17 protein-coding genes are annotated in these 23,837 nt (G+C 40.1%); 7 read left to right on the top strand and 10 right to left on the bottom strand.

Annotation, left to right across the window (positions count from 1 at the left end; translation table 11 throughout):
- Nucleotides 1-11: 11 nt before the first annotated feature.
- The 5 genes from serS to lrp all read right to left on the bottom strand — a co-directional run bounded on the left by serS (nucleotide 12) and on the right by lrp (nucleotide 7,868).
- On the bottom strand, nucleotides 12-1,301 hold the full coding sequence (serS, locus tag NBG71_RS01200) for a serine--tRNA ligase (protein WP_069368177.1): 1,290 nt from the start codon (nucleotides 1,299-1,301) through the stop codon (nucleotides 12-14).
- A gap of 117 nt (nucleotides 1,302-1,418) precedes the next feature.
- The gene (locus NBG71_RS01195) at nucleotides 1,419-2,768 is read right to left on the bottom strand and encodes a replication-associated recombination protein A (RefSeq protein WP_191902104.1); all 1,350 of its coding nucleotides are present in this window, start codon (nucleotides 2,766-2,768) and stop codon (nucleotides 1,419-1,421) included.
- A gap of 7 nt (nucleotides 2,769-2,775) precedes the next feature.
- Nucleotides 2,776-3,384 carry an outer membrane lipoprotein periplasmic chaperone LolA gene (lolA, locus tag NBG71_RS01190; protein ID WP_075672453.1) on the bottom strand — a complete coding sequence of 203 codons (609 nt, stop codon included), beginning with the start codon at nucleotides 3,382-3,384 and terminating at the stop codon, nucleotides 2,776-2,778.
- 113 nt (nucleotides 3,385-3,497) lie between these two features.
- Nucleotides 3,498-7,241 (bottom strand): DNA translocase FtsK 4TM domain-containing protein, encoded by a 3,744-nt coding sequence (locus tag NBG71_RS01185; RefSeq protein WP_250916468.1) that lies wholly within the window; start codon nucleotides 7,239-7,241, stop codon nucleotides 3,498-3,500.
- Nucleotides 7,242-7,373: 132 nt separating this feature from the next.
- Nucleotides 7,374-7,868 (bottom strand): leucine-responsive transcriptional regulator Lrp, encoded by a 495-nt coding sequence (gene lrp, locus NBG71_RS01180; protein ID WP_004244566.1) that lies wholly within the window; start codon nucleotides 7,866-7,868, stop codon nucleotides 7,374-7,376.
- 544 nt (nucleotides 7,869-8,412) lie between these two features.
- Here lrp and trxB point away from each other — a divergent pair.
- From trxB to infA, 5 genes are all read left to right on the top strand, one after another.
- Complete coding sequence (trxB, locus tag NBG71_RS01175; RefSeq protein WP_075672457.1) at nucleotides 8,413-9,372, top strand: thioredoxin-disulfide reductase; 960 nt, start codon at nucleotides 8,413-8,415, stop codon at nucleotides 9,370-9,372.
- A 141-nt stretch (nucleotides 9,373-9,513) separates the two neighbouring features.
- Nucleotides 9,514-11,283: a heme ABC transporter permease/ATP-binding protein CydD gene (cydD, locus tag NBG71_RS01170; protein WP_099659775.1), complete on the top strand. Its 1,770-nt coding sequence runs from the start codon at nucleotides 9,514-9,516 to the stop codon at nucleotides 11,281-11,283.
- Nucleotides 11,284-11,285: 2 nt separating this feature from the next.
- The gene (cydC, locus tag NBG71_RS01165; RefSeq protein WP_250916467.1) at nucleotides 11,286-13,037 is read left to right on the top strand and encodes a heme ABC transporter ATP-binding protein/permease CydC; all 1,752 of its coding nucleotides are present in this window, start codon (nucleotides 11,286-11,288) and stop codon (nucleotides 13,035-13,037) included.
- A 1-nt stretch (nucleotide 13,038) separates the two neighbouring features.
- A complete protein-coding gene (gene aat / locus NBG71_RS01160) occupies nucleotides 13,039-13,731 on the top strand; it encodes a leucyl/phenylalanyl-tRNA--protein transferase (RefSeq protein WP_075672463.1) in 693 nt (230 codons plus the stop codon).
- Nucleotides 13,732-14,070: 339 nt separating this feature from the next.
- Nucleotides 14,071-14,289 carry a translation initiation factor IF-1 gene (infA, locus tag NBG71_RS01155; RefSeq protein ID WP_004244560.1) on the top strand — a complete coding sequence of 73 codons (219 nt, stop codon included), beginning with the start codon at nucleotides 14,071-14,073 and terminating at the stop codon, nucleotides 14,287-14,289.
- 122 nt (nucleotides 14,290-14,411) lie between these two features.
- Here the strand turns inward: infA and clpA are convergent, their stop codons facing one another.
- Both clpA and clpS read right to left on the bottom strand, forming a co-directional pair.
- Nucleotides 14,412-16,703: an ATP-dependent Clp protease ATP-binding subunit ClpA gene (clpA, locus tag NBG71_RS01150; RefSeq protein WP_075672465.1), complete on the bottom strand. Its 2,292-nt coding sequence runs from the start codon at nucleotides 16,701-16,703 to the stop codon at nucleotides 14,412-14,414.
- 30 nt (nucleotides 16,704-16,733) lie between these two features.
- Nucleotides 16,734-17,048, bottom strand: a complete 315-nt coding sequence (gene clpS / locus NBG71_RS01145; RefSeq protein WP_075672467.1) for an ATP-dependent Clp protease adapter ClpS — start codon at nucleotides 17,046-17,048, stop codon at nucleotides 16,734-16,736.
- Between the two features lie 288 nt (nucleotides 17,049-17,336).
- Here clpS and cspD point away from each other — a divergent pair, with 288 nt between their 5' ends.
- A complete protein-coding gene (gene cspD / locus NBG71_RS01140; RefSeq protein ID WP_023581298.1) occupies nucleotides 17,337-17,546 on the top strand; it encodes a cold shock domain-containing protein CspD in 210 nt (69 codons plus the stop codon).
- Nucleotides 17,547-17,685: 139 nt separating this feature from the next.
- On the opposite strand, the gene macB is transcribed toward cspD, so the two are convergent.
- From macB to NBG71_RS01125, 3 genes are all read right to left on the bottom strand, one after another.
- The gene (gene macB, locus NBG71_RS01135; RefSeq protein WP_250916830.1) at nucleotides 17,686-19,632 is read right to left on the bottom strand and encodes a macrolide ABC transporter ATP-binding protein/permease MacB; all 1,947 of its coding nucleotides are present in this window, start codon (nucleotides 19,630-19,632) and stop codon (nucleotides 17,686-17,688) included.
- Nucleotides 19,632-20,741 carry a macrolide transporter subunit MacA gene (macA, locus tag NBG71_RS01130; RefSeq protein ID WP_250916466.1) on the bottom strand — a complete coding sequence of 370 codons (1,110 nt, stop codon included), beginning with the start codon at nucleotides 20,739-20,741 and terminating at the stop codon, nucleotides 19,632-19,634. The genes macB and macA overlap by 1 nt, the downstream gene beginning before the upstream one ends.
- A gap of 128 nt (nucleotides 20,742-20,869) precedes the next feature.
- Nucleotides 20,870-22,546: an ATP-dependent nuclease gene (locus tag NBG71_RS01125; protein ID WP_250916465.1), complete on the bottom strand. Its 1,677-nt coding sequence runs from the start codon at nucleotides 22,544-22,546 to the stop codon at nucleotides 20,870-20,872.
- Between the two features lie 342 nt (nucleotides 22,547-22,888).
- On the opposite strand from NBG71_RS01125, the gene NBG71_RS01120 reads away from it, so the two are divergent.
- Complete coding sequence (locus tag NBG71_RS01120) at nucleotides 22,889-23,791, top strand: LysO family transporter (RefSeq protein ID WP_250916464.1); 903 nt, start codon at nucleotides 22,889-22,891, stop codon at nucleotides 23,789-23,791.
- The last annotated feature ends 46 nt before the right edge of the window (nucleotides 23,792-23,837 follow it).

Genomic DNA, 23,837 nt, shown 5'->3' with positions numbered 1-23,837 from the left:
TTAGAGAATTATTAACCGATATATTCTAAACCGTTCATGTATGGACGTAACACTTCTGGAATTTCAATACGGCCATCAGCCATTTGATAGTTTTCCATAATTGCAACTAAAGTACGACCTACAGCTAAGCCAGAACCGTTTAATGTGTGAACTAATTGCGTTTTCTTGTCACCTTTAGCACGGAAACGCGCTTGCATACGACGAGCTTGGAAATCCCAGCAGTTAGAGCATGAAGAAATTTCACGGTAAGTATTTTGAGCCGGAACCCATACTTCTAAGTCATATGTTTTACGAGCGCCAAAACCGATATCACCAGTGCAAAGCACAACTTTACGATATGGCAGATTCAGTAGTTGCAGCACTTTCTCAGCATGGCCCGTTAGCTCTTCTAATGCTTCCATTGATTTTTCAGGATGAACGATTTGAACCAGCTCAACTTTATCAAATTGGTGCATACGAATAAGGCCACGAGTATCACGACCATAAGAGCCTGCTTCTGAACGGAAGCAAGGCGTATGCGCAGTCATTCGCAATGGTAGATCGTCTTCTTCAAGAATAACGTCTCTTACCATATTTGTCACAGGTACTTCCGCTGTTGGAATAAGCGCGTATTGGCTTTCTGCTTCTTCTTCTAACGGTTTAGTGTGAAATAAGTCTTCACTAAATTTAGGTAACTGACCTGTACCGTACAGCGTTGCGTGGTTAACCAAGTAAGGAACATACATTTCTTGGTAGCCGTGCTCTTCTGTATGCAGATTCAGCATAAATTGTGTGATAGCACGATGTAGACGTGCAATTTGACCTTTCATCACAACAAAACGTGAGCCGGTGATTTTCACCGCTGAAGCAAAATCTAAACCATCTGTTAGTTCACCTAAAGTCACATGATCTTTTAATTCAAAATCATAAGTCTTTGGTGTGCCCCAACGAGAAACTTCAACGTTTTCGCTGTCATCTTTGCCATTTGGAACAGCATCGTCTGGCATGTTTGGAATAGTTAAAACGTAATCACGAATTTCCGCTTGAAGCACTTCAAGTTCGGCTTTTGCAGCTTCAAGTTTTTCACCTAACAGGTTAACTTCTTGACGAAGTGGCTCAATATCTTCACCACGCGCTTTTGCCGCACCAATGGACTTCGATCGAGAATTACGTTCTGCTTGCAGGGATTCAGTTTCAACCTGTAACACCTTACGGCGTTCTTCTTGTTGACGGATTTTTTCCACATCGAGGGTGAACCCCCTGCGAGCCAGTTTTTCGGCGACCGCGTCTAGCTCATTACGCAGTAGATTTGGATCGAGCATGCTTATCCTGTGCTTATTGATAGATTAATAAAAACCTTCTCTCCTATCTTATAAAAAGATACCTGAGACAAGGCATAGTTAAGAAATTAATGATAATTTAATAACCTTACCGCATCTTTACATTTTGCGATAGCGTTTTGTAACACTATTTTGATCTTGTTGAGATAGCCAGTCTAATTTCTCTGCAACCTTGATCTCTAACCCTCTTTTTACTGGGTAATAGTACTGCGTATTTGCCATTTCTTTAGGGAAATAGACCTCTCCAGCAGCATAACCATTAGGCTCATCATGAGCATAACGATATTCAGCACCAAGCCTCATTTCTTTCATTAATTTTGTTGGTGCATTACGTAAATGCTCAGGTACATCATAATCTGGCTTACTTTTTGCATCGACAATAGCTGCTTTAAATGCGGTATAAACGGCATTACTTTTTGGTGCGCAAGCCAGATATACAATTGCTTGAGCAATAGCGCGCTCACCTTCTGCGGGACCCACTCGAGTAAAGCAATCCCATGCAGCAATTGCCACTTGCATAGCGCGAGGATCAGCATTTCCCACATCTTCTGACGCAATCGCCAATAACCGACGAGCCACATAAAGCGGATCGCCACCCGCTGTTATGATCCTTGCATACCAATAAAGAGCAGCATCAGGTGCAGATCCCCTGACTGACTTATGTAATGCAGAAATAAGATCGTAAAAGCGATCACCTTTATTATCAAAACGAGCACTACGTTCACCACTGATTTCTGTCAGTAATGCCGGCGTTAATACTCGTATTCCTTGATTATCAACCTCAGCAATATCCGCCATCATTTCAAGTAAATTTAATGAACGACGTGCATCACCATTAACCAGTTGTGCAATCATTTTGCGCGTATCATCTGGCAAAATAATATTACGCCCGCCTAAACCTCGTTCTGGATCGTCTAGTGCTTGTTGTAGCACTTGCTCAATATCAGCTTCGGTTAATGAACGTAATAGATAAACTCTTGCTCTGGATAGCAACGCGGAATTTAATTCAAAAGAGGGATTTTCTGTTGTTGCACCAATAAAAGTGATCGTACCGTCTTCAATATGAGGCAAAAAAGCATCTTGTTGACTCTTATTGAAACGGTGAACCTCATCAACAAACAAGATCGTTCTGCGCCCTGCATTGCGGTTTTGACGTGCAATTTCAATAGATTCTCTGATTTCTTTAATACCCGATGTCACCGCAGATAATCGTTCTATATCAGCTTGCGCGTACCGACCAATGATCTCAGCAAGGGTTGTTTTACCCGTGCCAGGAGGCCCCCATAAGATCATGGAATGCAATTGACCCGCTTTAATTGCTCGAGGTAATGGCTTACCTTCGGCAAGTAAATGAGTTTGTCCGATATATTGTTCCAACGTTTCAGGTCGCATTCTTGCGGCTAAAGGTTGAAACTCATTGCGTGAAAAATCGAGTGATAAATTACTCAAAATATCCTCACTGACGTTGGTCATCCACAGTCACACCCGCAGGAGGTGTAAAGCGAAACGCGGAAGCATCGATTGGCGCAGCAGTCTGTGCAGTCAATTGGTAATTACTGACTTGACCGTCTTGTTCTGTGGCAGCGAATTGCTGAATTTGTCCATTAGGTAATACAGTTATCGTAAAGTGTTTTAAGTTATTTTCTACTTTAGGAGTTAACTCAAAACGATCACCAGACTGTTTTACATCATAGTTTTGCCACTCTTTACTGTCATTACGGGCGATCAGCATAAAAGGCGTATTGGTTGTAGCACTTTCAAGCCAAGTTGCTGTGACTTGCTCGACAAAAGGGTTATAAAACCACAATGTTTTACCATCGGAGATTAGCGTACTCTCATCCGGAGCAGTCATTTGCCAATTAAACAAATCAGGGCGTTGTACTTTTAAACTTCCTTCCCCCTTTTGGATAAGTGAGCCTTCATTGCTGGTCACAGTTTGACTAAAGTTTGCTTGAAAACTATTTACTTTATTTAATCGTTGTTGCAAATCCTGACGTGCATCAGCCCAAGCGGCTTGGCTACTTATTAATGTCATCGCACACACTGCAAATAATACTTTTTTCATTCTACAAGCCTCGGCATGAGATAACGCCGACATAATGTCGGCGTATAAATTATTGATGATGTTGTGCAGATTACCATGCTATCTCATTAGCTGATAACTGTGTTTTCAAGATATTACATATCTGAAGGTGGTGGTGAAAGTACATCACGAGTATTGTTGTGGTTTGGCGCACTCACAATACCTTGCATTTCCATCTGTTCCACAATTCTTGCCGCGCGGTTATAACCAATTCTAAATTGGCGTTGTACACCAGAAATAGAAACACGTTGTTTTTCAACTACAAATTCTACGGCTTGGTCAAACAAAGGATCAAGCTCTTCACCATCATCATATCCACCGCCACTATTGCCTTCACCTTCTTCGCTACATTTTGTAATGGCTTCAATATATTGAGGACGACCTCGAGCTTTCCAGTCAGTTGCTACGGCATGGACTTCATCATCACTAACAAAAGCACCATGAACACGTTCAGGCACAAAGCCATTAGGTGCATAAAGCATATCACCCATGCCTAGTAATGACTCTGCACCACCTTGGTCTAAAATAGTTCGAGAGTCGATTTTACTCGATACAGTAAATGCGATACGGCTCGGAATATTAGCTTTAATTAAGCCTGTAATAATATCAACAGAAGGCCTTTGTGTCGCAAGCACAAGGTGAATACCCGCAGCACGTGCTTTTTGCGCTAAGCGAGCAATCAACTCTTCAACTTTTTTACCTGCTGTCATCATCAAATCAGCAAATTCATCAACGACAACAACAATATAAGGTTCTTTTTCTAACGTTGGTATTTCTGTTGCCATACTGTCGCTTGGTTTCCAGAATGGATCAGGAATAGGACGTGCCATTGCTTCAGCTTCTTTAATTTTTTCGTTATAACCTGCAAGATTACGCACACCTAATGCTGACATTAGTTTATAACGACGTTCCATTTCAGCCACACTCCAACGCAGAGCACTTGCGGCATCTTTCATATCAGTAACAACTTCAGTTAAAAGATGTGGAATACCTTCATAAACTGAAAGCTCAAGCATTTTAGGATCAATCATAATAAAGCGAACATCCTCTGGTTTCGCTTTATAGAGAATGCTGATGATCATCGCATTCACACCGACAGATTTACCTGACCCCGTTGTACCAGCAACAAGTAAGTGAGGCATTTTAGCTAGATTGGCAACAACTGGCTGACCGCCAATATCTTTACCTAAAACAACGGTTAATGGAGAACGGCTATCTCTGAATGCCTCGCTATCTAACAATTCACGCATATATACGGTTTGACGTTTTTTGTTAGGTAATTCCAGTCCTACATAAGGTTTCCCCGGAATAACTTCAACAATACGTACCGCAATAGCAGACAATGAACGCGCTAAGTCGCGCGATAAATTTGATATACGTGCGGCTTTTACACCCGGAGCAAGTTCAAGTTCAAAACGAGTGATAACAGGCCCCGGTGAAATACCAACAACCTTGGCTTTAACTCGGTAATCATTAAGACGTGCTTCAATAAGTTTACCAATACGCTCAAGCTCAAACATATCAACAGGTTCATCTTCTACTGGCGGTGTTGTTAGTAAATCCAGAGAAGGCATTGGTGTTGTTGGCTTTTGCAACGGCCTATCATTACGCATCAACAATGGATGAATTAAAGATTGTTGCTGTTGCTGTTGCTGTTGCTGTTGCTGTTGCTGTTGCTGTTGCTGTTGCTGTTGCTGTTGCTGTTGCTGTTGCTGTTGCTGTTGCTGTGCAAAATGCTGCGCCATATTAGACTGTGGCTCAATACGTGATTGAGGTGCAGCTTGTGGTGTAACAGGTTCAGAAACAATTGGTGTAAATACTGGCTCTATCGGATCTTCATCCAATAGATCATCAATTGGTGAGAATGCCTCTAATGCAGTGAGCTCTCTTTCTAGCTCAATTTTAGGGCTGTACTCTTCCTCTTCTTCATCTCGAGGTGAAATTTGTAAAAATGCATTGCTGGCTGGGTATTCAACTTTTTTCTCAATAGTTTGTGTCGGTTGCGCTGATTGTGAGGCAAACGAATGTTGAATATGAGGCTGATAACCCGTTGTTGCTTGCAATGAAGGCGCTGATGTTAATATTTGAGGTAAAACCTCATCTTCGTCATCATCTAACGAAACATCATCGCCATAACGATCCTGCAATTGTTGCTTAAATTGTGCTGCCAACTGTTGCTGATATTGCTCATCTTCATCAATATCGTTGTTATTTTCTTCTGTGGAAGAGAATGTATTCGCGGTAACTGTTGGCTCATCACGATATTCATCTTGTTTATGACCAAATGAAGATATTGGTGTTGTGATACTTGGCTGATGAGGCTCAATAATATCTTCAGGATCAGTACTATCGTTTTCACCATAACGTTCACGTTGCTGTTCGAGGAATTGCTGGCGCAACTCTTGTTCAAAATTTGCTTGTTCTTGAATATCAGCTAACTCATCTTCAGGTTCAGACTGAATAGCCTCTTCACGACGACGTAATTCAGCTTCGCGTTGTGAAGGAATATGAATGCCATAAAGCTCACGACGTGTAGGCAACCGCACTGGATTTGGGCGAGGTAATTCAGGGCCTAATCCTTGTTTAACTTGAGAACCATGGCTAACAAGAGCACTAGTCGTCACACCAGCTACCACCGTAGCTGCTTGTGTTAAAGAGTCTGTATCAGGTGCTAGCGAGAATGTAGGTTCAACTTCTTTGCCTGCTGGCATAAAACTATCTGTTGATACAGATGATGGCTGTGCCATAGGTTCATTTTCAACATATGGCATTACAGAAGGTGTACTTTCTTCTGGTATCGAGGACAAAGCAGAATCCTGAGGAGCATTCACTTCTGATTGAGCTTCTTTTTTTAAAAATGCTTCTGGAATATCAAAACGATAATGTTCTGGTTCTTCTGTATGAGTTGGTTGCGAAACGGGTGCTGACACAAGAGGAGCTGGTTGCGGTTGCGTCAATGTTTGTACATGTTCATCTGCTATATCATTAGTTGCAGAGAAAGATGGCAAATCATCTTCTTGTTCTGCTTTAGGTTGTAATGCGTCTGTCTCTTGCTGACGAGCTAGTTCAAGTGCTGAAGGTGCAGAAAATAAAATATCATCACTCTCTTCTGTTCCTAATTCAGATTGCTGATTTTCTTTTTGATTTGAATTTTCAGCTATTTCTGTAGCAACATCTTGAGTGCCATCTTCCTCTTCTTCATCTGCGTAATCAGCTTCATTTTGGCCTCTATTGGTAATAAAACCAACACTTCCCAAAATAACGGCACCAATTTTTTCTGTGATTGTTAACCAAGACCAACCAGTAAACAGAGTAAAACCAATAGCCCAAACAGATAACAGGGCAAGAGTAGCGCCTAAAACATTAAACCACGGCAATAGAGCTTTGCTAAACAAGCTTCCAATTACACCACCAGAGCTGAAATTATAGATATCATCAAAATTAAGATCAGCTAATGCACAAGAGGTAAAGATCAGAGCCAAGGCACCAATCGTGCGAAGTGCAAGGGAAAAGAAGTCGGTGTATTCACGGTTTTGTTGGTAGCGTAGAGAATTCCAGCACCCAAAAACCACGACGACAGGAATTGCATAGGCAAGTAAACCAAATGCAGAAAATAGAATATCAGCTAACCATGCTCCGATACTGCCGCCTAAATTCTGGATAGGCTCATTCCAAGTGGTTTGTGACCAGCTAGGATCAGAGGGATGAAAGCTAAGTAATGAAACCATTAAAAAGACAGCGCCAATGCCGATAAGGATGAGAATAGCCTCCCAAATACGGCGACGGTTGCTTATCTTTGTTAAACGAATATTTTTATCTTCTGTATATTCCTGGCTCAAAGAGGGCTCTCCAGGTTTAACTTAGGGTGAATTAAAACGGAACAACGCTGAGATGTCCCAGCGTTGAAACTGTATGCATAAACAGGAGTGTACCTAAATTTTTCCTGTTTTGCACCAACCTATTAAGTTGGCTTAGCGAGTTTTAATTACAAGGCGGTTACTTTGTTTAACTTCTTCCATAACCACGTATGTACGTGTGTCATTAACACCCGGAAGACGTAACAGTGTTTCACCTAGTAATTTACGGTAAGCGGACATATCAGGTACACGAGTTTTCAACAGATAGTCAAAATCACCAGAAACTAAATGACATTCTTGGATTTCTTCAAGTTTCTGAACAGCCATATTGAATTGTTCAAAAACATCTGGTGCACCACGGTTTAGTGTGATTTCCACAAATACTAATAATGATGCATCTAAGTAATGTGGGTTTAACAGTGCTGTATAACCAGAAATAAATCCTTGGCGCTCTAAACGACGTACACGCTCTAAACAAGGCGTTGGTGATAAGCCTACACGTTTAGATAGCTCAACGTTTGAAATACGACCATCTTTTTGAAGCTCATTTAGAATATTCCGGTCTATTCTATCAAGATCTTTACCCGGACGTTTTTTATTATCAATCATCTCTATACTCTCTTTCTCTTTTTCTCTTACTTTATTTTCCTATACCCATACCTGTACACCATCAGCATCACTGTCGAAACTTCGGTATCAAACGGTCAGAGCAAACTACCAATCTATTTTCTTTTAATGCCAGATAAAAGTTCTATTTTATCTAAATACTCATTAGCAAATATCGTAAAGTAACTATCCTATACCCTGTCTGTCTAAAAAATATTACGTATAACATCCGAGGATAATTATCTTTAACAATCATGTTTTCGCAAATGTACAGCGGATTGTCAAAGCAAATGAGTAAAAATCAGAACAAGGCGCTATGTTATTCTCTATATACGCAAGATAAACATCAATTGTAAAGCAAAATGTTTCAGGTTAATTCGATGATGTTAGCCCAATATAACTCTATAATTATTAAACTATATTAGTATTAACTATTGCTAAAATAGCTAAAATATTATGTCTATTTCTCGTCATTGGCTTTTTTTAACGTCTTATTTCTCCTACAATCCCTCAATTCGCATCACGCCTAATCAGAGATGAGGTACACATGAGCACCATCAAACATAGCAAACTTATTATTTTAGGTTCAGGCCCTGCGGGTTATACCGCCGCCGTTTATGCTGCAAGAGCAAACTTAGAACCAGTACTGATTACGGGTGTTGAAAAAGGCGGTCAGCTGACAACAACAACAGAAGTCGAAAACTGGCCCGGAGACCCTGAGGGGCTAACAGGTCCTGGCTTAATGGACCGCATGTTTCAGCACGCTGAGAAATTTAATACAGAGATTATCTCTGACCATATTAATAAAGTCGATCTGAAAAACCGCCCATTCCGCCTATTTGGTGATGAACAAGAATACACTTGTGACGCATTAATTATCGCAACGGGTGCTTCTGCACGCTATATCGGTTTACCTTCAGAAGAATCTTTTAAAGGCCGAGGCGTTTCTGCTTGTGCAACCTGTGATGGTTTTTTCTATCGTAACCAAAAAGTTGCCGTTGTCGGTGGCGGAAATACGGCTGTAGAAGAAGCTCTTTATTTATCTAATATTGCATCAGAAGTTCATCTGATCCACCGTCGTGATTCTTTCCGTTCTGAAAAGATCTTAATTAACCGTTTAATGGATAAAGTAAACAGTGGCAATATTATTTTGCATACTGATCGTACCTTAGACGAAGTTCTTGGCGATGATATGGGTGTAACGAAAGTTCGCTTAAAAGACACTAAGAGTGATAAAACCGAAGAATTAGATGTTATGGGCGTCTTTATTGCGATTGGACATAGCCCTAACACCGCTATTTTTGACGGTCAATTAGAATTAGACAACGGTTACATCAAAGTACAATCAGGTACTCAAGGTAATGCAACACAAACCTCTATCGAGGGTGTTTTTGCAGCTGGTGACGTAATGGATCACATTTATCGTCAAGCAATTACCTCTGCTGGCACAGGCTGTATGGCTGCTTTAGATGCAGAACGTTACTTAGACGCACTAAAATCCAACTAAAATCATCACTTCCTTTCAAGGCGCTATTTCAGTAGCGCCTTTTACCATGTAACATACTAGCCTGGTTGCCAAAGCGTATAACTACTTACCCTTGGCCTTTCTGATACTTTGTATCTCACCTGCAGATTTGAATCTTTTCTTATGGATAAAACTAAACAAAGTGAATTGGTTCGATGGCTGAAACAGCAAAGTGCTCCAGCCCGTAGATGGCTACGGCTATCAATGATCCTAGGTGTTGTAAGCGGTTTATTAATTATTGCGCAAGCATGGTTATTAGCTGTTTTACTTCAAGCATTTATCATGGACAGTCTAAGTCGTGATACGCATATACCTACCTTTCTCACCCTTATTGGTATTTTTATCTTACGAGCTGTGGTGATGGCAATACGAGAGCGTGTAGGTTATCGCTGTGGTATGGCGGTCAGGCAACAAATTCGTAAAATTGTTCTTGATAGACTTGAAGAGCTAGGCCCTGTTTGGGTTAAAGGTAAACCAGCGGGGAGTTGGGCAACAATTATTCTAGAACAAATAGAAGATATGCAAGATTACTATGCGCGTTATATTCCGCAAATGTATCTTGCCACTATTGTGCCTATTCTTATCCTTATCACCATCTTCCCTGTTAACTGGGCTGCTGGCTTGATCCTATTTTTCACCGCCCCACTGATCCCGTTATTTATGGCATTAGTTGGATTAGGTGCAGCAGATGCTAACCGTAGAAATTTTCTCGCATTAGGTCGTTTAAGTGGTAATTTCCTCGATAGATTAAGAGGATTAGATACATTACGGTTATTTAACCGTGGTAATGCAGAAGTTAAACAGATTACTGAAGCAACAGAAGATTTCCGTAAACGAACAATGGAAGTGCTAAGAATGGCCTTCCTTTCATCAGGTGTATTGGAATTCTTTACCGCTGTTTCCATCGCAGTTGTGGCGGTTTACTTTGGTTTTTCTTACTTAGGTGAGCTTAATTTCGGTAGTTATGGTTTAGGTGTTACCCTTTTCTCAGGCTTTTTGGCGTTGATCTTAGCCCCTGAATTTTTCCAACCGTTGCGTGATTTAGGAACGTACTATCATGCAAAAGCACAAGCGATTGGTGCGGCTGAATCTTTGGTTGAATTTTTAGAAGCCGAAGGTGAAAAGCCACAATTCATAGGCAATGAGCGTATCAATGCAACAGACAGTATCGAGATAACAGCCCATGAGCTAGAAATTCTATCTCATCAAGGTGTCAAACTGGCGGGCCCATTAAACTTTACCATTAATCCTAATCAGCGAATTGCGATTGTGGGTCTTAGTGGTGCAGGTAAAAGCTCGTTGTTAAATGCACTACTCGGTTTTTTACCTTATCGTGGCTCATTAAAAGTTAATGGTATTGAATTAACACAGCTCTCCCCTGAAGCTTGGCGTCAATGTTTAAGCTGGGTTGGTCAAAATCCTAATTTACCAGAACAAACCTTGCTGGATAATATTCGCTTAAGCAATCCTAATGCCAGCGATGAACAAATCAATCTTGCCATTGAAAAAGCCTATGTCAGCGATTTTATTAATGAATTACCTGACGGCTTAAATACGATTATTGGCGATAGTGCTGCACGCCTTTCTGTTGGTCAGGCTCAGCGTATTGCTGTTGCTCGTGCTTTATTGTCACCTTGTCAATTTTTGTTATTAGATGAGCCTGCAGCAAGCCTTGATTCTCATAGCGAACAACGTGTGATGCATGCGCTTAATAATGCCTCATTAAATCAAACGACCTTGCTTATTACTCATCTACTTGAAGAGACTTTAGGTTATGACCAAATTTGGGTGATGGAAAAAGGCCAAATTATTGAAACTGGTACTTATGCATCGTTAAGCCAACAGAATGGCGCTTTTGCTCGCCTTCTTGCTCATCGTAAAGAGGAACTTTAATCATGAGAGTATTGCTTCCTTTTCTCGCACTCTATCGCCGTCACGGGTTTATGTTATTGCTAGGGATTATTCTTGCTATTCTGACTTTACTGGCGAGTATTGGTCTTTTAACACTATCAGGCTGGTTTTTAGCGGGTACATCTCTTGCTGGTTTTGCCGGCATTTATAGCTTTAACTATATGCTACCTGCGGCAGGTGTTCGAGGTGCGGCAATTTTTCGTACTGCGGGTCGTTATTTTGAAAGGCTTGTCAGTCATGACGCCACGTTTCGCGTATTATCGCACTTGCGCGTATTCACCTTTAAAAAGATCCTCCCTCTTTCACCGGGTGGAATAGCTCGTTTTCGTCAAGGTGAGTTGCTTAACCGCTTAGTTGCTGATGTTGAAACGCTAGATCACCTTTATATTCGCGTTATCTCCCCTATCATTGCCGCTTTTGTTGTCATTATGACAATTATGTTTGGCCTTGGTTTAATTGATGCTCGTTTGGCCAATACGCTAGGTGGCATTATGCTTACCTTGCTGATTGTTTTACCTTTCGTATTCTATTATGCAGGTAAACCTATTGGACGAGATCTTACTGATTTACGAGGCCAATACCGCACAGTGTTAACCAGCATGTTGCAAGGACAAGCTGAGCTAACTGTTTTTGGCGCATTACCTCGTTTTAGACAAAATTTAGCGCAACTTGAAGCTAAATGGCTACGCAGACAAGCACAACAGGCAAACTTAACAGGTTTATCGCAATCATTGATGATCCTCGCATCAGGACTAACAGCGACATTAATTTTGTGGCTAGCAGCTGACGGTATCGACAATAGCTTTATGCCTGAAGCGTTAATTGCCTTATTTACATTTTGTGCATTGGCAGCATTTGAGTCATTAGCCCCTGTTACTGTTGCTTTCCAGCATTTAGGACAAGTAATGACATCAGCAACACGTATTTCTCATTTAATTGAGCAAAAACCTGATGTCACTTTTCCTAAAAAAGGGGGAGAAACAAACAATAGCGCTACACTGATAATGCACAATATTTGCTTTACTTATCCAAACCAGCCAATGCAAGTCATCAATCACGTTGATTTAACGATTGAAGCAGGACAACACATTGCCCTATTAGGGAAAACAGGTTGTGGTAAATCGACACTATTGCAGTTAATCAATCGCGCTTTTGATCCGACTCACGGCACAATCAGCTTAAATAATTTACCTATTGCTGATTATGGTGAAGAGACATTACGCTCAATGATGTCCGTTGTTCCTCAACGCGTTCATGTCTTTAGCCATACATTAAGAGAAAATTTATTGATGGCAAAAGAACAGGCAACAGATGAAGAGCTTAAACATGTTCTTCAGCAAGTCGGTCTTGGGCAACTACTTGAAAATGATGAAGGCTTAAATGCATGGATGGGTGATGGTGGTAGACAGCTCTCTGGTGGCGAGCAGCGACGTTTAGGACTTGCAAGAGCCCTACTCCACAATGCACCTCTTGTATTGCTTGATGAGCCAACAGAAGGCCTTGATGCCGATACAGAACAGCAGATCCTCGCACTCTTGCATCAGCATTGCCAAGGTAAAGCTGTATTAATGATCACTCACAGACTTCACGGTTTAGATAAAATGGATAAAATCTGCGTTATGGATGGCGGAAAAATCGTTGAAACAGGCACTCATGCTTCGTTGTTACAACAACAGGGGCATTATGCTAAATTTCATCAAAGACAGGCTCTATTAACACCAGTTCACGAGGCATAATATGCCGTTGTTTCAATTAGATGATTGTGATTTGGATTTTCCAGAGCCTCATTTAGCTTTAAAAGAGCCCAACGGCTTATTAGCGATAGGGGGAGAAATCTCCCTTTCGCGATTACGTGTTGCGTATCAATCGGGTATTTTTCCTTGGTACTTCCCTAATGAAGAACCATTATGGTGGTCACCCGATCCAAGAGCCATTTTACCCGCTGGTGATTTGCATATTGGGCGTAGTTTACGTAAATTTATTCGTCATCAGCCTTATAAAATTACACTTAATCATGCCTTTGCTTCAGTGATTGAGGCGTGTTCTGTACGTGAAGAAGGAACATGGATAGGCCCTGATATAAAAGCAGGTTATGAAGCTCTCCATCAACAAGGTGAAGCCCACTCTGTTGAGGTTTGGGAAGATGATGAGCTCGTTGGAGGGTTATATGGAGTAAATATGGGTGCTGTTTTTTGTGGCGAGTCTATGTTTAGCCGTAGGGATAACGCCTCTAAATGTGCCTTTATTGCTTTTTATAACCATTTTCTTCGTTATGGGGGTCAACTATTTGATTGTCAGGTGCTAAACTCTCATACTGCCTCGTTAGGTGCCTCTGAGATTTCACGTGAACATTATTTAATTGCGTTATCTCGTTGGAAAAAAGTGATTATTGATAAAAAGTGTTGGTATCAGCAATCGTTGGAATTATAATCACTGCTTGTTTTTGTAAAGCCCTTCTTATTTAAGACAGAATTAAGAATGTCATTCTGTTATTTATGCAAAAAGGTTTATACAAAAATTTTATCTTACACACCCATTATGTGGTTAGGGTGCTGTTATTTTATTGCTACAAATACCACAAAATAAAGAATTACAACTTCTGTTATTACTTTTACTTTAGCAAAGTAAAACGCAAGTTGCGGTAAGGATGTTAAATACAATAGCAAGGTGAACACCATTGCTATCCAATAACATTCCTTTACATAGGACAATATTTTCGGCATTATCTTGCCGTTTAAAAAATATGGTTATTAAAACTTAGAGGATTAGATGGCCAAAGAAGACAACATTGAAATGCAAGGCACAGTACTGGATACTCTGCCAAACACGATGTTCCGCGTAGAATTAGAAAACGGACACGTCGTTACCGCTCATATCTCAGGAAAAATGCGTAAAAACTATATTCGTATCCTGACAGGCGACAAGGTTACCGTTGAGCTGACCCCATATGACCTGAGCAAAGGCCGTATCATCTTCCGTAGCCGTTGATCCCAATCTGTTCTCTCCCGTTATTGTCATATAACGGGTGAAAAAAACACCACAGGCAAGGCATTTATTGATGCTCACCTGTGGTGTATGCTTTTATAGCTTAGTGAAATTAACCGCTATCCTTAGATAACGGCATCTTCATTCTTGGCCAATTTTTCTTGGCTAACAAACTCATAATTCAATTTGCCTGCCAGTTTATCTAGTGTCACAGAAACCGATCCACCATTAACAAGAGAACCGAATAAAATCTCGTTAGCTAATGGTTTTTTCAAGTTTTCTTGAATAACACGCGCCATTGGTCTTGCACCCATCGCTCTATCATAGCCTTTATCACACAACCATTGGCGTGCTTCTTGGCTCACTTCTAGCGATACCCCTTTATCATCTAACTGCACTTGTAGTTCGACAATAAATTTATCCACCACCATAGAGATAATTTCTGGCGATAATGCATTAAACCAAATAATACTATCTAAACGATTACGGAATTCAGGTGAGAAGGCTTTTTTGATTTCAACCATCGCATCAGTGCTGTTATCTTGCTCTGTAAACCCTATTGATTTACGTTGTGTTTCACGCACACCTGCATTGGTTGTCATCACTAAAATGACATTACGGAAATCTGCTTTACGACCATTGTTATCCGTTAATGTACCGTTATCCATTACCTGTAACAGGATATTGAACACATCCGGATGTGCTTTCTCAATTTCATCAAGTAACACTACGGAATATGGATTTTTAATGACAGCGTCTGTTAATAATCCCCCTTGATCAAAACCAACATAACCAGGAGGAGCACCAATTAAACGGCTGACCGTATGTCTTTCCATATATTCAGACATATCAAAGCGTAGCAACTTCACATTTAATGCTTTAGCTAGCTGTACAGTGACTTCCGTTTTACCTACCCCAGTAGGGCCTGCAAATAAGAATGAACCCACCGGTTTATTATCTTGGCTTAATCCTGCTCGACTCATCTTTATCGATTCAGACAAGGCATGGATCGCTTGATCCTGACCGAATACCAACATTTTTAATTGGTTGTCGAGATTTTTTAGCATTGATTTATCACTGCTAGAAACTGTTTTTTCAGGAATACGTGCAATTTTAGCTACGACTGATTCAATATCTGAGACATTAATAGTTTTTTTACGTTTGCTTGGTGCAACTAAACGTGTTTTTGCGCCTGCTTCATCAATAACATCGATAGCTTTATCAGGTAGATGTCTATCTGTGATGTATTTAACCGATAGGTCCACCGCTGCCTGAATGGCTTTATTGGTATAACGTACATCATGGTGTGCTTCGTATTTTTGGCGCAATCCTTTAATGATCAAGACGGTCTCATCTGGGGATGGTTCAGTCACATCAATTTTTTGGAAGCGACGCGCAAGCGCTCTGTCTTTTTCAAAGATATTACTAAATTCTTGATAAGTCGTAGAGCCTATAACACGAATTCGACCACCAGATAACAATGGTTTAATTAAGTTTGCCGCATCAACTTGCCCACCCGATGCAGCTCCCGCACCGATAATGGTGTGGATCTCATCAATAAATAAGATGCTTTTTTCATCTTTTTCGAGGGTTTTCAGTAATGCTTTAAAACGTTTTTCGAAATCGCCACGGTATTTAGTTCCCGCTAAAAGCGAACCAATATCGAGTGAATAAATAGTGTAACCTTTCATCACATCAGGAACATCATTTTGCTCAATACGCCATGCAAGCCCTTCTGCGATAGCTGTTTTACCGACACCTGATTCGCCCACTAATAATGGATTATTTTTGCGGCGACGACATAACACTTGGATTGTTCTTTCTAATTCAGCTTGACGCCCAATTAGGGGATCAATTTTACCTTGGCGCGCTAACTGATTAAGGTTAGTGGTAAAATTATCCATATGATCGTCGCCTTGCGGCATCTCTTGTTGAGATTGCGCATTCATATCATTCATGTCAGAAAGATCTTCGTTTTGTTGATCTTCTTTCGAAATGCCATGAGAAATAAAGTTAACGACATCAAGGCGACTAACGTCGTGTTTACGTAATAAGTAAGCTGCGTGAGATTCTTGTTCACTAAAAATAGCCACCAGCACGTTAGCACCAGAGACTTCGTTTTTGCCTGATGATTGAACGTGAAAAACAGCGCGCTGTAATACACGCTGAAAACTCAGCGTTGGCTGTGTTTCTCTGTCCACATTTTCAGGCAAAATTGGGGTTGTTTTACGAATAAAAACTTCAAGTTCTTCGCGTAAGACTGCCAGATCGACTTTACAAGCTTCCAATGCTTCGCGTGCCGATTTATTACTTAATAGCGCCAACAACAGGTGCTCTACAGTCATAAATTCGTGTCTGTTATCACGGGCTTTCGCGAATGCAACATTAAGACTCAGCTCTAATTCGTGATTAAGCATAAGCACCTCCTCCTTAAAAGACTAACCGGATCATGCCTGTTCAAGAGTACACAAAAGTGGGTATTCATTTTCTCTCGCATACAGATTAACTTGAGCCACTTTTGTTTCGGCAATATCCGCACTATAAACCCCACAAACTCCTTTTCCTTTATGATGAACGTCCAACATAATTTGTGTTGCTTTTTCCTCGCTAAGGAAAAAATACATCGTAAGCACTTCTACAACAAAATCCATGGGGGTGTAATCATCATTATTCAAGATCACCTTATACATTGCTGGTGGCTCATTTTTCTGATGAACATCTTCCCTTAACGTGGTTTCTGTTAAAAAATCAAACTGACCCATTGTTTTGCATTACTCATAGTTTTATTAAACGTCACTTTCAATTATGACATTTAGTTTACCATCTCACAGGAAAGTCTGCCTATCAACGCTTTTTTATTCCTACTTTTTACATTCAAAAAATTACAAAGCGTTAGCTACATCAAAATTTCACCTACTCGAAACACTTTCTATCCCCCTCACCTCTTGACGATTGAAACAATAAAATAGAGTATGTTTTATGAACAGCTCAGTAAATATACTGAAAGTGATGTTAAACAAATAAATACAAGTATATGAGAGAAGCTAAGTATGGAGACAGGTACAGTAAAGTGGTTCAATAATGCTAAGGGCTTTGGTTTTATTACCCCTGCAAAAGGTGGCGATGATATTTTTGCCCACTATTCAACAATCAGAATGGAAGGTTACCGCACACTTAAAGCGGGGCAGAAAGTTAATTATAGCACGATAAAAGGGCCTAAAGGTGATCACGCTGACCTTATCATTCCTATTATTGAATAGAAGATAATTTACAGTATAAATACACCCGATAAAAATACCTTTTACTCTCAATAGTTGGGTATTTTTAGCTAAATAGAATACCTAATTCATTCAAATAAAAGCCCTTTATATTTTAAGGGCTTTTATCTTATAGTTTGGATTATTCTCTCGCTAGGGCATCTATTGGGTTCATTTTTGCTGCACTTCTTGCTGGTAAAAATCCAAAAATAACCCCAATGGCCGTTGAACAAACAAAAGCACTCACTAATGCAATAGGCTGGAATACAAAATGCCAATCAGGCAACATAATACTTGCCACCATAGCGATACCAAATGAAAGGCCAATTCCTAGTGTTCCTCCGACTAAACAAACTAATACAGACTCGATAAGGAATTGTTGCATCACATCACTCGCTCTAGCACCAACAGCCATTCTAATACCAATTTCTCGCGTTCTTTCTGTTACTGAAACCAGCATAATATTCATTACACCAATTCCACCTACCACTAATGAAATAACGGCTACTAAAGTGAGAAATAGTTGCATTGTTTGAGTAGTACTTTCGGCAGCCTTAATAAAGCTATCAAGGTTATAAGTAAAAATATCTTTTTTACCGTGCCTAATCGTTAATAAACGAATAATTTGTTGTTCTGCAACACTGGCGTCATAACCTTCAGTTGCTCTTACTGTAATACTATCAAGATAGCTTCGATTTAAAATACGACTATTTAATGTGCTGTAAGGCACCCATACTTTGAGGGATTGACCATTACCAAATGCCGATTTTTTCTCAGCAATGACGCCAACAATTGTAGAGGGAATATTGCGAATAATGATTTGTTCACCAATAACCTCTTTTTTGGTAGGAAAGAATCGTTGACGCGTATTTTCATCAATAACAACAACTTGAGCTTGTCGTTGGATCATATCAGGTGTAAACGAGCGGCCTTGCGAAAACTTCATGGCATATACAGTGAAATAGTCGTCACTCACTCCCGCAACAGATGCCGGTGAATCTTGGTTTCCACGGCGTAATCGAGTACTAAATTGAACTTGTGGTGTAACAGCTTGTACATAAGATTGTTGCTTTAAAGCGAAAACATCTTGCAGTGTTAATGATTGTCTATCTTCCGGTGAATCACTCCCAAAATCTTTTCCGGGATAGATATCAATAGTATTAGAGCCAATCGCTTTTATATCTGCCAGCACCATGCTTTTAGCTGCATCACCAATCACAATAATCGTAACGACAGAGGCAATACCAATAATAATACCAAGCATCGTTAGCAGAGTGCGTACTTTGTTCACCACCATTGCACGCCAAGCCATATCTAATGCTTGTGTAAAACGCCCAAATATTTGCCCCAAATAAGAAGACGTTAAAACAGGTGTTGTCTCTTTTTTAACTTTACTTGCCGTTGTTTGATGGAAATTATCATTAATAATTTTACCGTCTTTTATCTCTATAATGCGCTCAGCCTGTGCCGCAATCACAGGATCATGGGTTACGATAATCACCGTATGCCCTTGCTCATTGAGTTGCTTAAGAATAGACATAACTTCTTTACCAGAATGGCTATCCAATGCACCTGTTGGCTCATCAGCAAGAATGACCTCGCCACCATTCATCAACGCTCTCGCAATACTTACACGCTGTTGCTGACCACCAGAAAGTTGATTAGGGCGATAATCAACGCGATCACCTAATCCTAAGCGCGTTAATAATTCGCGAGCTCTTTCTTTTCTTTGGGTAGCATTTTTATCTGCGTAAATCGCAGGAATTTCGACATTTTGCTCTGCAGTTAAATGGGACATCAAATGGTAGCGCTGGAAGATAAAACCAAAATGCTCACGGCGTAATGCAGCAAGTTGGTCACCTTCCATTTTCGCAACACTTTGACCTGCAACTTTATATTCACCGCTACTTGGTTTATCTAAGCAGCCTAAAATATTCATCAACGTCGATTTACCAGAGCCAGAAGCGCCAATAATCGCTACCATTTCCCCTGCATTAATCGTTAATGAGACTTTATTGAGAACAATGGTTTCCTCTTCACCATTGGTATATAAACGACTAACCTCATTGAGCTCTAATAATGCAGGCATCATGCTTCTCCTGAAGTTTCACCCAGAATAACCTCATCGTTTTCTTTTAATCCGCTGAGAACTTCTGCATAAACATCAGTACGCATGCCTATTTTTACTGTGCGTTTTTCTGGCTGACCATTAACTAATACATCAACATAATATTCATTAATTCCTGCATCATCACCTAATACAGAAAGCGGAACAAGAAGCACATCTTTCTTATTTTCGATAAGAATTTTAACTTGCGCTGTCATTTGTAAACGTAATAAATGCTGTTCATTAGGTACTTCAAAACGGGCATAGTAAAAAATAGCGTCATTAATTTTTTCGGGTGTAGGTAGGATATCTTTCAACTTACCGCTGAACGCTTTATCGGGCGCACCTAAAACCGTAAAAGAAGCACTAAGCTCAGGCTTTAAATAAATGACATCAGCTTCTGATACTTCTGCTTTTACCAGCATCGTGTCTAAATCAGCTAGTGTTAAAATAGTCGGTGCTTCTTGCGCAGCAATCACCGTCTGGCCTTCAAGGGTTTTAATAAAAGTGACAACTCCATCCATAGGCGCGGTTATCCGTGTATATTGCAGGTTAGTTCTCGCCGTATCTAGTGTAGCTTGGTTCTTTTTAATTTGTGCTTGATAAGTGATGATGCGTGCTTTTTTAACTTCAACATCCGTTTTAGTACGATCAAGTTCATCTTGTGCAATTGCATGAGTGCCAATGAGCTTTAATTGGCGTTGATAAGTTAATTGAGCTAAACGCAATTCTGCCTGTGCTTGTTGAAGGTTTGCTCTAAGCTCATTGTTGGTTTCCTGCGATTCAGTGACTTCGTTTTGCGCTTTCTTAGGATCAATAATCGCTAACAAATCACCCTTTTTAACTACATCGCCCTCTTTCACAAACAAAGTTTGTAACTGGCCACTGACCTGCGCACCCACATCAACTTTACGCACTGCATCAAGCTTACCCGTTGCAGTGACTTCTTTAGACAGAACACCTCTTGTGATCTGTTGTGTTTGATATATTGGTGCCTTCTCTTTTGGCCAAACAAAATACGTAGCGATTGCGGCAACAACTAAAATAAGGGTAAACATTCCCCCTCGCTTTTTTAAAGATAAAAAAGCCATAAAATTTCCTTCTAAACATAAAGATGCGATAAATCATACAAAGCATTAGCTATGAGACTTTATTCTCATAGCTAAATAAAATAAGTGTAGATCTCGTGAATTTATCTTGCTTATACAAGTGTTGCGAATTAATTCGCCTTACCTCTTGCAAGCCATGCCACACGAGAAAACATACTTTTCAGTATGGATGGGATGGAATCTACTCCACGTTGAGCTGCATTGTTAGCCACCGTTAGTGCTAGATCAGGCTTGGATGAACGTTGAATAGCTTTAATGATCACGCGTCGAGTTGGCCATTTTTCATTATCTGGCACACCTGCAACATCATGATATACATTACGAAAACCTTCTTTGTATAAAAAATGTTCCATATCTAATGCAGGAAGCTTCGTTAATCTATCACGCTCTGCGTCATTGCTTTTTAACGCAAAATCCTTAACGGTAGCGGCATATTTCTTACCTGCTTCATCACCATCCACTAAGGTATGCCATTCTATACCCATATAGGTTGCGTACTTTAATAATGGCTTAAGTCCACATTGAGCAAACTCAATGACTTTTATTCCTTCCGCTTCAAAGAAATAATTACATTGTCTTGCCAATTCGTTCATTAACCAAATCTCTGTTTCACCTTCGACCAATAACCAACAACGTGCAAATAACGCAGAAGGTCGGTTATAACGAATATGAAAAGAGATACGTCGCTCTTCATCAGAATGAAGTTGCTGATCCCCTACGCGGTAAGCAGCGACTTTATCGGTATCACGTACTAAACGGCAAACGCTCTCTAATGGAGCAAGTGACAGCAACTCACCTGAGTTTGTGGTTGTGATCCGTTGTAATGAAAAAAGATTGAGTAATCCCCAAGCCACCGAAAGCATAATAGGATGCAAACGTGTTTCTGGGTTTTCAACAATCACGATAGGTCTTGCATAAGGATCGAGCGCGACACTACCACGAGACTGCAAGATAGAAGAAAACATCCCCAAGATTATTAATCGAATACTTCTCTGATTAGGTTTTGCCAACACTTTATTAATATTTTCTAAAGCATGCCAGCCACGAACATGAGGCTCATTGACTTTTCGATGCCGAGTTCGTGATTTAAACAATAACGAGCCATGATCTGCAAAGTAGTGCCCTAATAACTGTTGCATTGCATCCAGCCCTTCACGTAAATCCTCATCTGATAATTCATCAGGATTTTTGACTAAGGCTTTGGTTAACTCGCTCATTTTATTATTAAACGCTTCTCGATGAGGATTATTATGAGAATCGATAACATCGGAAGCAAGATCACGAACAAAACGCGCATCTTGTAAGCGAAGTACAGGATAAAGTCTAACAATCTCTGCAATAATCTCTTGAGTTTGTCCATTAAGCAAACGAATTTGCTTTCCTTCTTTATCAAGAAAATAGCGGAATGTTTTTACATTCTTCTGCTCATCTAATTCAGCACTGATCCGGTAATAGATATGTTTAAGATCATCACCATTTTCGACCCACACAGGCGCTATTTTATGGAAACGGTAAGATCGATGACGTCCAGGGCGAGATTCGGTAAATGTTAAAATAATTTGTAGGCTTTTTTTGCCATTTTCTTCCGGCTCATTCGGCAAACGATGGAAATCATCAGGGGTAAATGCATATTGATAGGTTTCAATACCCAAACTGAGTGTTAACGCATCAAGTAATGAACTTTTACCCCACGCATTTTCACCCACTAAGACTGTATTCATATCAAGAGGTAATGAAAGACGATTAAGTCCACGGAATCCAACTATTTCCACTCTTTCTAAATACATAAATTCCCTCGTTAGTTACGACTAAGCTATGGTTTTATTTTATTCTTCCTATCTGCATTTTATGCTTAATCAGCTAATAATTTCACTTAATGGATATTTTCATTAAATCACAGTTCAAGATAGCCGTAATAAAATTTACTCAACTATTCGATATATACCCATTTTGTTCGCTTTTCAATCAATTAAAGTCACTTACACCTAAACGTGGTAGGCTCGTTACCTTTAATAAATATTTTAGGCTTATCTTAATTTCTGTATCCACAACATAATAAGTAAATGTTATAATCCTAATCACGTTATTAGTTTATTTTATAATTTGAGCACACTCAGTAAGGAATAGAAATGCTATCAGGGTTATTGATTATCCTACTTCCGCTTTTTGTAGGGTATTTGATTAAGTTAAACAATCGCCCATTACTTCATTTGGCAAACCGCCTACTTAGCGCGATGGTTTACGTTATCCTATTTCTAATGGGCGTAAGTTTAGCCATGCTAGATAATATTGGCGAAAACTTAGTCTCAATTCTTTCTTATGCCAGTGTTTTCTTTTTATGTACCTTTGGCGCCAATTTACTATTTTTATGGCTACTGGATAAAAAAGATCCTTGGCATGTCCCTGCCCATAAACAGTCCAAACCTCCTTCTCGCATAAAAATGGTACTTGAATCACTGCAGTTATGCGGTGTCGTTGTTGTAGGTTTCTTTGTCGGTTTAACAGGCTGGTCAATTTTTCATTATGCCTCTCATGCCAGCCAAGGCGCACTTATCTTCTTACTTTGGTTGGTCGGTTTACAATTACGCAATAGTGGAATGAGCCCAAAGCAAATTCTTATCAACCGTCGTGGAACAACTGTTGCCGTCGTTATGGGGGGTAGCGCACTTGCTGGGGGAGCTTTAGCGGCTTACTTACTAGGATTACCGATGAAAATGGGATTAGCCATTGCATCCGGTTATGGGTGGTATTCATTATCAGGTATTGTGCTTACCGATGCATTTGGCCCCGTTATTGGTAGTACTGCATTTTTCAATGACTTAATGCGTGAGTTAGCGGCAATCATGCTTATTCCTATTATTGTTAATCGTTATAGAAATACAGCATTAGGGATTTGTGGTTCAACATCTATGGACTTTACCTTGCCTGTTTTACAAAGAAGTGGTGGTGTATCCATCGTTCCTGCGGCTATTGTGCATGGATTCGTTTTAAGTTTAATCACACCAATCTTGATGGCGTTCTTTACTTCATAGAAAAATCAGTAACAATAGAACGATAACGTTCTCTTTTTACAATGGA

Source organism: Proteus sp. FZP2095, from assembly GCF_023701425.1.
GTDB classification, from domain to species: Bacteria; Pseudomonadota; Gammaproteobacteria; order Enterobacterales; family Enterobacteriaceae; genus Proteus; species Proteus cibarius.
This window is presented reverse-complemented; position numbering and strand designations above follow the sequence as displayed.